This is a genomic window from Brevibacillus sp. AG, assembly GCF_028369215.1.
In the GTDB taxonomy this organism is placed as follows: domain Bacteria; phylum Bacillota; class Bacilli; order Brevibacillales; family Brevibacillaceae; genus Brevibacillus; species Brevibacillus porteri.
Genome location: NZ_JAQMYO010000005.1, coordinates 475,505 through 487,813 on the forward strand (window position 1 = coordinate 475,505; position 12,309 = coordinate 487,813).

A 12,309-nucleotide genomic window follows, 5' to 3' on the forward strand; every position below is an offset into this window, starting at 1 on the left:
CGAAGGCATCCAGCTTTATACGGCAGTTCCCGCTTTATCTCCGGTCAGTTTTCTGGAGATGAACAACACGATGATGATGACCACGATTTGCAAGACACCATAGGCGCAAGCGGTGCCAAATTCATTGCTGTACATGCGTTGGAATACCGCGACAGACAATGGCGTTGTCTTCGGTGTGAAGATCAGAATCGAAGCCACGAACTCCCCGATACACTGAACGAATGCCAAGAGCGTACCTGCGAGAATTCCACCCCAAGCCATCGGGAACACGACACGTCTGAAGCTATACCACCAGGAAGCACCCAGATTCCGCGCAGCCTCCTCGACAGATGGGTCCATCTGCATCAAAGTCGCATTGGTAGAACGAAACACAAGTGGTAGATGTCGGACAAAATACGCCAACGGGATAATCCAGAATGTTCCGATCAAAACCTGACCAAAGCTGAATGCATTCGGCTCACTGAACGCTGCAATCAGGTTGATCGCCACAACTGTCCCTGGTAATGCCCATGGCAGCATGATCAACACATCAAGAAGCGTTTTCCCGCGAAACTTGAGGCGAACCATGGCATAAGCCGCAGCTACACCGAAAATGACGATCCCGATTACCGCAATAGCAGACAACTGCAAGCTGTTGAGAATCGGACGCCATGTTTTGCTATCCGTGAACAAATCCATGTAATGCGACAAGGTATACTCCGGAGGTAATATTTGCACCGTCCAGGTACCATCCACCGAGAAGGAGATAAGTACCAATACGAGAATTGGCAGCATCAGAATGACTGTACCGATAAACGACAGCACAATCGTGGTGTAGCGTCCTGCTTTGCTCTTGATCTCGGTACGGTGCACGCTGACCCCTTTGCTCAAATTCTGGTAGTTGCGCGCGCCTTGGTACCAACGCATGATCAAAAGAAAAGCCACGGAAACAATCGAAAGAATCGTAGACTGTGTCGCAGCCATGTCCAAATCTCCATTGGTGCGAGACAGATAGATTTGCATCGTCATTGTCCGGTCAATTCCGAAAATGAGTGGCGCCGTATAAGAAGCCATCGAAATCATGAAAACCAACAGAGAAGACGCGACCATGGCTGGCGTAAGCATCGGCAAAATAATGCGCCGCCAAACGGTAAAGCGATTCGCTCCAAGACTGGCTGCCGCCTCTTCCAAGGACGGGTCGAGTCCCTTGATTGCTGCTGTAGCTGTCATGAAGAAGTAGGTGTACATCGTAAACGTATGAACGATGACCACACCCCAAATTCCTTTTAACGAGAAAGGAACCTGGGCAAGCCCGAACAGCTCTTTGATCGCCCGTGGAATGATTCCACTCTCTCCGTACAAAAAGGTAAACGAGAGAACGCCAATGAGTGGAGGCAACGCCATCGGAACCAAAGCCAGAACAGAAAGGATTTTTCGTCCAGGAAAATCATAGCGTTCCAATAAAAACGCCATCGCGACGCCAACGATTCCGCATGTAATGACACTCAGAACCGATATGTAGATACTGTTCCACAACGCTTCCAGGTTGGCCGTATGCTCTAGGCTGAAGAAGCGAATATAGTTTTTCCACGTAATTTCTTCATCGATTTTGATACTCGCAACGAACGTTTCGAACAATGGATAAACGACATAAGCCAACAATATTAAAAAGAGTGGCGCTACCAGCACGTAGACGAAGGCGGGTGAAGCGGTGATGGACTTTCGTCTGGCTGCTGTCGGCGCTTGCTGCAACTCTGCTCTCAAAAGCTTCTTCCCCCTTATCCGGCAAAATAAATGCTCTCTTTCGGTATATGTAGGCCGATGGCATCGCCGCGCTGTTTAATCGGTCGTCCCAGGTTGATCGACATGCTGCGCAGGCTCTCCGTTCCTACCTCTGTGACGTAATTGACACACGCCCCTGTAAATTCAGACATGACAACAGAGCCTGTCACTACATTTTGTCCCTCGTTGCCTGTACTCTCCAGGACGGATTCAGGACGGATCGACATTGTCACCTTCTCCCCAACTGACAGCTGTGCACGTGGAGAAGCGTTTTTCTTAAATCCGCTGAGCATTTGTCCAGAAGCCGTGCGAACCAGCACTTCGTCGCCATCAAACCCTGTAACTGTCCCTTCCCACAGATTCGTCTCGCCGATAAAAGAAGCGACAAAACGGTTTACAGGACGATGATAAATCTCATGCGGTGTGCCTATCTGCTGCACCTCTCCGCTCTGCATGACCATAATCCGGTCTGACATCGACATCGCTTCCGCCTGATCGTGCGTAACGTAAATCGTCGTAATCCCCAACTCCAGCTGGAGTCTCTTGATCTCAAAACGCGTCTCTTCGCGAAGCTTCGCATCCAGATTGGACAGCGGCTCATCCAACAGCAGAATCTGCGGCTCGATGACCAGCGCCCGTGCCAGTGCTACCCGTTGCTGTTGTCCCCCAGAAAGCTGATCAATGCGGCGTTCACCATAGCCTTCCAGACGGACCAGCTTCATGATCCGTTCTACGCGCTCTTTTGCATCTGTTTTGTTCACTTTCCGAACCTGCAAACCAAACGCGATATTTTCAAAAACAGTCATGTGCGGGAACAACGCGTAGTTTTGGAATACCATCCCGGTATTGCGCTTATGGGGAGGAAGAGATGTAACCTCCTGTGATCCAAAGCGGATATGGCCATCCGTTGGATAATAAAAGCCGGCAATCATGCGCAGAGTAGTCGTTTTGCCGCAGCCACTCGGACCGAGAAAAGTAAAAAACTCTCCTGATTCGATATGAATGTGAACATCTTCGACCCCTTTTGCTTGGCCAAACCTTTTGTGAACGTGATCAAGTGTTACGCTGCTCATCGGGTTGTGTTTCCTCCTTCATCGCAAGTCATTTCAAGCTGCGTCCGTTTTCAAACAACTTCTATAAGTGACTAGACGGAAAGGACAACGCCTTCCCGCCTAGCTGCTTGAAAAAAAACTTCCTTACTTCTTGCCTTTACCCTTGATGTTTTCATCCCAATGCTGCATCCACTCTTTTTCTTTTGCAGCCATGACAGCCCAATCGAGTTCCATTGGCTTCAGCTCGAGATTTTTCATGAAGTCTGGCAAATCGTCCTTGCTGATGTCCGTACGAGATGGGAACTGGAAGCGCTCCTTCGCCAATTGGGCAGCCATTTCAGGACTCATCAAGAATTCCATAAACTTTTTCGCTGCGTCCTGGTTTTTCGCGCCTTTTACCAGAGCCACGCCGTCTACGAGAATTGGTGCCCCGCTCTTCGGATAAATGAAGTCATACGGATGGTTGTTCTTTTTGCTTTGGATCAGAACGTCTTGGAGGTTCCACAAGGAGATGACGCCCTCTTGACGATCCAGCTTCAAATACAGGTTTGTCGGGTCTTGCGTGTACTCTTTTGTATTGGCATCGAGCTTGGTCAGCCATTCATAACCTTTTTCAGGAGTATCCGCCCCTTGACGGAAGATCATTGCAGAATAAATGGTACGCATCGTGCCGGATGGCAGTACGTTTCGGATAACGATCTTGTCTTTGAATTTCGGATCGATCAATTCGTCCCAATCTTGCGGCGCTTCTTCTGGCTTCAGCACCTGCGAGTTGTACATGATAACCTCTGGCAAAAGCATTTCGCCGTACCAGCGATCTTGAGGATCTTTGTACAAATCTGGAACCTTGTCTGCAAAAGTCGGCTTGTAAGGCTCCAGCAGATCTTCATTGGCTGCTGTCGCTAGAGCAGATTGGGTACCACCCCACCAGAAGTCAGCCTGCGGGTTCGCCTTCTCTGCACGAACGCGCTCCAAAATTTGTTGGGCACCCATCTCGAGTGTTTCCACTTCAATGTTCGGGTACTTTTCTTTGAATTTTGGCAATACGATTTCAAAAATGTTTTTGTCCCGTCCGGTGTAAATCACCAGTCTTTGTGGATCACCCGATGAATCAGCAGGTTGAGCAGCCGTGCCTGATTGGCCGCCTGCGTTGTTGTCCGCAGGCTTTGCTTCCTGTCCTCCACTGCCGCACGCAGCCACAGTCAGAGCCAAGGAACTGACAAATACGCCCTTCATCCATGTTTTCAGCTTGCTAGTTGTCTTTTTCAAAACGAACTCCCCCTCTTGTTCTTCTCACTCTTTGTCAAGCAGTCGTGTGAAAGGAAACGCTTCCAAAACACTATGGACAGCACCAATCAAACCAGCTCGCTCCCCCAGACTCGCTTTTTCAAGATTAGGCACCTCGGGCACCCATTCTCTCAGCCATTCGTGAATTTGCTTCACCCCTTCACCATCGACGTGGACCATCTCCCCGCTCAGGATCAATATTTCCGGGTTCAAAATACTGATGATGTTCGCCATTCCGTACGCCCAATGTCGATACACATCTGCAAGAAGCTCTTTTGCTTCTGCATTTTGTTTGGCGTGCCGGATCAGCTCTTCTATGACACTCGACCCTTCCTGAAGGTCAGAGAGAAATCCCTTAGCCTGCTCTTGGATACCCGGAATCGAATAATGCGTCTCAAACACGCCTGACGCGCCATTCGGGCGATTATGTACCGGGCCGATCATCATGAAGCCGATTTCTCCTGCTGCCTCACGACTCCCCCGATAAAACTGTCCATCCAAAATGATCCCGGCCCCAATCCCCGTTCCTACATACATGTAGACGACGTTGGTATGGCCGACCCCTGCTCCACGGACATACTCGCCCAGTGTCATCATATTCACGTCATTGTCGATAATGACGGGCAGTCCGAGTCGCGCTTCGATGGTCTGCTGAATCGGTGAACCCATCCATCCTGTGCTGGGCGAAAAGCTGACGGTTCCACTGCCACGCTGTGTGACTCCCTGCAAACCGACGCCCATTCCGAGTAGACGCTCTCGCGGGATGCCGCTTTCACGCAGCAAGCGATCCAGTCCGGCTGCCAAATCTTCGATGACGGTTTCGCCATTCGCTGGTTGTGCCAGCCGTTTGCGATAGCGAGCCAAGAACTCACCTTTCATATCTGCGATGGCCATGTCGAGGGTAGATCCTTCAAAAATCGCGCCTGCAATGGCGTACGCCTGATAGTTGTACTCCAACAAAATCGGCTTTCGGCCGCCTTTGGAATCGCCCATTCCTACTTCTTGTAGGAGTCCTTCCTGGATCATTTCATCTACAAGGGCGGAAACACATGGACGGCTGAGATGTGTCTGCTTGGAGATATCTGCACGGGAAATTTGCCCGTGCAAGACGACTTGTTGCAATACTTCTTCTTTATTCAGTTTTTTCACGAGTTTGCTATTACCTGTTTTTTTGGGAGCTTGCACGCTTCTTCGATCACCGCCACACAGTTAGTTAACATTACTAACAAAGATAACCAAATTATAGACACGACGACCACTAATAGTCAAACAATTTACATTTGTCTTTCAGATATTTTTTGGATTTTTAGTGTATATATCCCTTGTTAAAAAATACTAAAAATACATTCGTCACGCTGTTGTGGTGGGGAGGAAACAGGAGAAAACACTCAGATTCTTGTCCCACCCGCTGAGGGATTCACTGCCCGACTCCATGCAATAAGCGAAACCGCGTCCAAAGTGGTCCATTCAGGATGTGTTTCAGAGGTGGACGCTTAAGAGCGTGTTTCGCTTTTTGCATTCCGTCTCGGTCGGTGTACCAAAGATCTTCGCTGTTTTCTCCTGTTTCCTCTACGTGCTTTCCGTGTTAAACGGATCTTAAATGCCTTAAAAGATTGAAGAATGTGCGCAGTTACGCCAGAGAAGAATATTTCCAGACGTAGCGACTTGTGGAGTCCTACCAAGCGGAGAAGGGATTTGCGGGCAAAAGAAACGCAACCGTGCCCGCGCTACGAAGCGGCTACCACTTTTGCGTTTCCCCGCAAATCCCTTCGGAGCGGGCAGTCCAGCTTCCCCGTGGGACGGAGCCTGGAGCCTAGACTGGAAATATTCTTCTCCCCACCGCGAGCCACTGTCTTTCAGAGATTTTTTAGATTTTTTATCATAATTACCCTTTTGTCTCTTTGTTTTCAATTAGAATAAAAAAGCACATCACCCTCTACAAGGGGAATGTGCTTGGAACACTACTCTTCTTTTCCTGATAACCAGACGTCCTCTATTAGTCTATATATCCAGCGATTCCTTTTTTAATCAAGTATTCCATCTCTACATCCAGGATCTTCTCGACGGTGATCTCATCCAGCTTCACATCTGACTTACCCATGATGTAATCTACGAGATCATCAAAATCAACGTCGACATCACCTTTTGCATCTGCCTTCGCACTGTTCATGTACGCTTGCTCATGCTTGAGTACGATCATGATTTTTTGCGGATCTACTTTTGTTTTGGTAGCTAAATGCGAAACGAGTTCCTTTTCGTTTACTTGCTTACTCATTTTTGTCATCTCCTATTTCTCTTACCTTCTTTCATTTTACAATATTATTGCCGTTCCACACAGAAAAAGAAGCTAGGAAAAACGAAACCGTTTTTCCCAGCTTCTTTACTTTTGAGGGACTCCTTAGACAGCCCCTTGTCATGACTACTCTTCTCTTACGGATAACCAGATGTCTTTGACCAGTTCCATGAAGGTCTGGATTGCAGGCTCTTCTCTTCGGCGACCCAGACAGACCAGCGATGTTTCTGCTTTCTTGGAAAAGCGGTACAGCTCCATTAGTTCTCCTGTTCGAAGCTCTTTTTCCACTAGAACCTTACTGAGCAGGGCTATGCCTGTTTGATTCAGGACTGACCGTTTGATCGTTTCTTCGCTGCTACATTTAATGACTGAGGGTGGGATGTAGTTTAACTCCAACAGGCATTGGGTAATAAATTCATCGAGATTGCACCCCTCCTGATAAGACAAAAAAGGAAAGGTCACGAGAGCCTCTGCCAGTGTTTTGTCCTTCATCAAATCAGGAGAAGCAATCAAGGTGAATTGTTCCAAGTCCACGACGCTGGAATGAATACCTGGTTGCGAGGTGATGCCCGCAATGATCCCAATATCCGCCTCGTGGGCTTGTATTTTTTTCAAAGTCTCCTGACTGGTGCATGAAATCACCTGCAAATTGACCTGTGGATGTGTCTCTACATATGCTTTCAGAATTTGGGGCATGTATTGGATGCAATAAAACTCCGGGGCCGCCACGACCAGCGGTCCTACAGGCATGTCTAAGTGATTAAGTCCCTCCGCCATGTGCTGGAGAACGTAGAAAAGCTGATCCGTATGTTGTTTCACTATTTTTCCGGCCGGTGTCAAAAACGTGCGCTTGCCTACCCGATTGAGCAAAGGATGACCCAGCTCCCGCTCCAATGCTTGAATCTGGAGTGTAATCGTAGGCTGGCTGTATCCGAGTTGCTCTGCAGCCTTCGTCAAGTTCAAATGCTCGGCAACGACCTGAAATGTCTTCAGATTGCGTAACTCCATGATTGATTATCCACTCCCTCACCGAACGACACCCATTCTTCGTGTAAGTGCGTGTTCAAAAAGTCGGCTTTTTGAACAACCTCTGTAGAAAAAGTGTAGCCGAGAGTGGCTCTATGTTCAACCGATACCCTATGCGTGCTCCCCTATAATCTCCGCCAGCTTGCGAGCATAAGAGTGTCTCTTTTCTTCCACCGAAGAGACACTCCCTCTCCTACTTTATCCCTTATTTGCGTGACTCCAAAAACTCCGATACTTTTGATAGACCTACTTGAAGCACTTCTGTCGAGCAGGCGTACCCGATTCGTAACCACCCTTCCATGTCGAAGCAACTGCCCGGTGTCAAAAACGCCCCTGTCGTTTTAAACAGGTCAATGCAAAACGTTTCCGAAGGGATATCCAGCTCGTACTTGAGCATTGCGGTTGTTCCAGCCTGCGGCTTGACGTAAGAGACCAACGGCTCCTTCGCTACCCACTCGTCGAGAATCTGCAGGTTGTCCCGCACGATCTTTAGGCTGCGCTCCATGATCTTGTCGCGGTTTTTCAGTGCGTGGACAGCCAGCATATCATCCAGCATCCCGCAGCTGATGGTCGTGTAATCGCGGTGCTGGAAGCAGCTTTTGATCACATCCTGAGGTGCTGCAATCCACCCTAGACGCAGGCCCGCCAATGAAAACACTTTGGACATGCTGCTTGTCGCAATCCCTTTTTCGTACAAGTCGACGATAGATGGTACCACAACCTCCGGGTCTTGGTGCAAATTTCGATACACCTCGTCACACAGTAAGTAAGCATCTACGGAGCGGGCAATCTCTACGATTTCTCGCAGCAACCCTTCACCCATCAAAGCTCCAGATGGATTGTTCGGATTGTTGATACAGATCAGCTTGGTCTTGTCTGTAATGAGCGAGCGCAGCTCAACTGGATCAGGCAAAAAATCATTTTCCGGCAAAAGTCTGAGCAGCTTGACCTGCGCTCCGAACGACTCCGGTACCGAATAAATTTGCTGATACGTTGGATGCACTGTAATTACTTCGTCACCAGGCGCAACGAGCGAGAACAAGGTGAGAAAATTCGCTCCGATCGCCCCGTTCATCGCCAAAATGTTGTCCGGCTTCATCGTTTGATACATACTCGCGACGAGGCTGCGGAATTCCGGCGAACCCTCGATATGACCGTACGTCAGCTTCTTCTGGGCCATCTCGCGGAAAAAATCTTCCGGCTCATCGGAAAGGCGGATCAACTCTTCTACCGTCAGCGAATCGACGCATGTTTCGGCAATATTGTAAACAGCCTCCATCTCGTAGGCGTTCATCCATTCTTCTACTTTAAAAGGTGCAATTCTCATTGTCGTTCCCCTCCTAATCCTATCCTTTCACCCTTACAGATCAACGATCGTTCCTACACCGCGCTTATCCGCCACTTTCAAAATGTGTGCAGCTGTCAGTAAATCTTGGAACGCGATCCCGGTGCTATCAAAAATCGTGATTTCTTCTACATGTTGTCTTCCTTGGGCACGACCGGGGATGACATTGCCAATCTCTGCTGCGATATCGCCCTCTGTTATCAGCCCCTTTTTTACAGCTACCTTTGTCTCTCCCACCCGTACAGCCTGTCCGACATCATCAACGAAGACGCGCGCTTTTGCAAAAAGCCGTTCATCCATTTCCTGTTTTCCTTCCATGTCTGCCCCTATGCAGGTAATATGCGTCCCCGGCTTTACCCACTCCGCTTGGATCATCGGTTCACGTGAAGGAGTTGCGGTGATGATCATATCTGCTTGTCTAGTCGCTTCTTCGAGATTGTCCACCGCGATAAACTCCACGTCACAACGGCTGGCATACCGCTCGTACTCTTCTCCCGCATACTTGGAGACGAATCTGGTCATGAGGCTTTCTTTAATTTTGGCGGCAAAGCTTTGCGCCTTTTCTGGTGATCGCGGATTGCAGATGTACACCCGCTTGATCTCTGTCATCGTCATCAGTGTCGCCATGATTTGAAAAGGAGCCTGATGTCCCGTCCCGACAATTAGCAGGTTCTCCGATTCGGGACGTGCCAAATACTTTGCACCGATTCCTCCGGCAGCTCCCGTACGCATGCAAGTAATGTGCTCACCACTCAAAATCCCCTGCGGTACGCCAGTTCGGCTGTCTACTACCATCACAGTACCGACTAGTTGTGGCAGACCTTTCTTGTCATTGTCACCGAACCACGAGACGAGCTTGAGTCCAAATATATCGGCTTGCGGCAAATGACCGGATTTGATATCCATGTCGGCTCTGCCCTCTACAAACTCATGAAAAATGAGTGGAAACAACGTCGCCTGCTGACTCGATTTCATTTGATAGGCTTGCTCTACCACTTCGATGACACTAGCCATATCCAGCACATCTTCCGTTGTTTCCTGATTAATCACGCGAAATGGAAACATGTCTCTCTCCCCTCCCCACTGTTTCTTTCACACTAACACAGTTTTTCGAGGCGAAAAAATTGAAAGATCTAATGGTTACTATAAAAAAAGCAAACCCTCCATCCACAGATGCTGGAATGGAGGGTTAACTTATGCGCCGCCGATTCTTGCCGAAATCGTCGTAGCTTGGCGTTTCACTTTTTCGATGAGTAGGGGCAATCGATCTTCTGTCACCCGAAAGCACGGGGCGTTGATCGAGAGTGCTCCGACGAGTTGATTTCCGTAGCCGATGATTGGAGCAGCGACTGCCATGGTGCCTTCCGTCTTCTCTTCGTAGCTGATCGCATAACCACTTTTCTTCGCTTCACTCAGCTGCTCGAAAAATGACGGCTGCTTGTCTGGCGAAAGCTGGGATGAAACGACTTTCGTGATCGCATCCTGCTTCAAATACGCGAGAATGATTTTACTAGGGGCGCCGAGTGTGAGAGGAATCCGCTCCCCCAGGTTCTCGTCTATGCGTATTTTCAGTGGACTTTCTACTTTTTCGATCGGCATCGAATCCGTCCCCGCCAATACGTTGAGGAAGATACTCTCCTCGACTTCATTCGCCAGCTCCTCCATGAAAGGCCTCGCCACAGCCCGCAGGTTTAGCTTTTCATGCAGGATAAAACCGATTTCCATCCACGTATATCCCGGCTTGTAATGCTTGGTGACTGGGTCCTGTTCAACCAATCCGAACTGGATCATAGATTCGAGAAAACGGTGGAGCGTACTGATTGGTAGACCCGTTGCGCTCGCCAGCTCCGAAATCGGCCAAGCATGTTTTTCGTCTGAAATCAGTACCCGAATAATTTTCATCGCCCGTTCGACTGATTGAACCATCTTTCTTTCGTCCTCCATGACTAAGAGTTACGCCGCCACACTCGTGTTGTCTTTCGCTTGTTTATTGGGGGCTTTGCCTCTGGCTAATCGTGCTTCCAGTTTGTTTACGAAATATGAGAAGATCATGATCAATACGAGATAGTACAAGCCTACGACCATGTAAGTCTCTAGCTGCTTGTAGTTGGAGGCTGCTTCACCCAGACCGGTTCCCCATAAATCTTGCATCCCTACGTAGGCGACCAGTGATGAGTCTTTGAGCCCGATGATAAACTGATTGCCAAGTGATGGGATCGCCCGACGGAACGCCTGTGGCAAAATGATTCTGCGCATCGCCAACGGGTACGACATTCCGAGTGATCGGGATGCCTCCATCTGCCCACGGTCAATGGACTGGATGGCGCCTCGGAAAATTTCTGCAATATACGCGCCGTTATGAACTGCCAGCGCGATGGCTCCTGCCCAAAACTGCGAGAGCGTCACCAAATTTGCCAAGCCGAAGTACAGAATACAAATTTGCACGATCAAAGGCGTCCCGCGAATGACGGTAATGTAGACGTGTGCGATGTAGTTCAATACTTTGTTATCGGATATCCGGAAAAAGGCAATGACAAGACCTACCACACAACCGAGCATCAGGGCAACGGCCGTCAACTGAACTGTGAGCCATGTCGCTTTTAGAAAAAGGGGATAACTGGATAGAAAAATATCAATAATCACGTGCAATCCTCCTCACATGAAGCGTTAAAAAGGGGGGCGTCCATCAGGGACACCCCGTTGCCCACTTACTGTTTTTGCAGGATATTGCGGCCAAACCATTTTTGGCTGATCTTTTCATAGGTACCGTCTTTGACGATTTCGTCCAACGCCTTGTTGAGGCGATCTACTGCCTCCTGGTCACCCAAGCGCACAGCGATCGCTTGCTCGTCAAAGCTCAGTGGTTCGCCTACGTCAATTACTTTTCCGCCGCCTTCTTTAATGAATCGCAAGCCAACTACCTGGTCGGTAATCACGGCATCGAGGCGTCCTGTCGGCAGGTCGAGCAAAGCGGTGATATCGCTATCATACTGCGTGATTTTATCTTCATCGGTCAGCTTTTTCGCCCAATCCAAGTAGTTGGATGCTTTTACTACGCCGATCTTTTTGCCCTTCAAATCTTCTTTGCTCTTGATGGTGGTATTGCCCTCTTGCACGAAAATTTGCGAACCGGAACGGTAGTACGGATTGGTGAACAGAACAGCTTTTTGACGCTCAGGTGTGACGGTCAAGCTCCCGATGACAGCGTCGTATTTTTTCGCGTCCAGACCGGGGATGATCGTTTCAAATGGATTGGTGATCGGCACTGCGTTCATGCCCATTTTTTCTGCCAGCGCTTGTCCAATTTCTACGTCAAAGCCAGTCAGTTGCCCGTTTTCCTTGAAGCTAAACGGCTTGTACACGCCACTCATGGCGTACGTAAAATCTTTCTTCCCACCGTCTCCAGAAGCTTGTCCACCTGCTGCCGGTGCGCTTGCCTGTGATCCACAAGCCGAGAGTAGCAGCGAGCCCATTAGAACCGTGGACAACAAAATTCCGGACCATTTTGCACGTTTTTTCATTGGTGATTCCCCCTGTTTTTCATC

General features: G+C 49.1%; 11 protein-coding genes. All 11 read right to left on the reverse strand.

The window, feature by feature from the left end; all coding sequences use genetic code 11:
• Positions 1–15: 15 nt before the first annotated feature.
• Positions 16–1,743: an ABC transporter permease gene (locus POF51_RS16050; RefSeq protein WP_069848178.1), complete on the reverse strand. Its 1,728-nt coding sequence runs from the start codon at positions 1,741–1,743 to the stop codon at positions 16–18.
• A 14-nt stretch (positions 1,744–1,757) separates the two neighbouring features.
• Positions 1,758–2,834 (reverse strand): ABC transporter ATP-binding protein, encoded by a 1,077-nt coding sequence (locus POF51_RS16055; protein ID WP_017252161.1) that lies wholly within the window; start codon positions 2,832–2,834, stop codon positions 1,758–1,760.
• Positions 2,835–2,957: 123 nt separating this feature from the next.
• On the reverse strand, positions 2,958–4,082 hold the full coding sequence (locus tag POF51_RS16060; protein ID WP_069848180.1) for an extracellular solute-binding protein: 1,125 nt from the start codon (positions 4,080–4,082) through the stop codon (positions 2,958–2,960).
• A gap of 24 nt (positions 4,083–4,106) precedes the next feature.
• Positions 4,107–5,285, reverse strand: coding sequence for an ROK family protein (locus POF51_RS16065; RefSeq protein ID WP_069848182.1), 1,179 nt, complete (start codon positions 5,283–5,285; stop codon positions 4,107–4,109).
• Between the two features lie 811 nt (positions 5,286–6,096).
• Positions 6,097–6,375, reverse strand: a complete 279-nt coding sequence (locus POF51_RS16070; RefSeq protein ID WP_017252164.1) for a hypothetical protein — start codon at positions 6,373–6,375, stop codon at positions 6,097–6,099.
• A 144-nt stretch (positions 6,376–6,519) separates the two neighbouring features.
• Entirely contained in the window at positions 6,520–7,401 is an 882-nt protein-coding gene (locus POF51_RS16075) for a LysR family transcriptional regulator (protein ID WP_069848184.1), read from the reverse strand.
• 223 nt (positions 7,402–7,624) lie between these two features.
• Positions 7,625–8,746: an aminotransferase gene (locus POF51_RS16080; RefSeq protein ID WP_271755717.1), complete on the reverse strand. Its 1,122-nt coding sequence runs from the start codon at positions 8,744–8,746 to the stop codon at positions 7,625–7,627.
• 33 nt (positions 8,747–8,779) lie between these two features.
• Positions 8,780–9,829: an ornithine cyclodeaminase family protein gene (locus POF51_RS16085; protein WP_069848188.1), complete on the reverse strand. Its 1,050-nt coding sequence runs from the start codon at positions 9,827–9,829 to the stop codon at positions 8,780–8,782.
• 129 nt (positions 9,830–9,958) lie between these two features.
• On the reverse strand, positions 9,959–10,690 hold the full coding sequence (locus POF51_RS16090; protein WP_069848190.1) for an IclR family transcriptional regulator: 732 nt from the start codon (positions 10,688–10,690) through the stop codon (positions 9,959–9,961).
• Positions 10,691–10,717: 27 nt separating this feature from the next.
• Positions 10,718–11,407: an amino acid ABC transporter permease gene (locus POF51_RS16095; protein WP_017252169.1), complete on the reverse strand. Its 690-nt coding sequence runs from the start codon at positions 11,405–11,407 to the stop codon at positions 10,718–10,720.
• Positions 11,408–11,472: 65 nt separating this feature from the next.
• Positions 11,473–12,285, reverse strand: a complete 813-nt coding sequence (locus POF51_RS16100) for an ABC transporter substrate-binding protein (RefSeq protein ID WP_069848192.1) — start codon at positions 12,283–12,285, stop codon at positions 11,473–11,475.
• Positions 12,286–12,309: the final 24 nt, after the last annotated feature.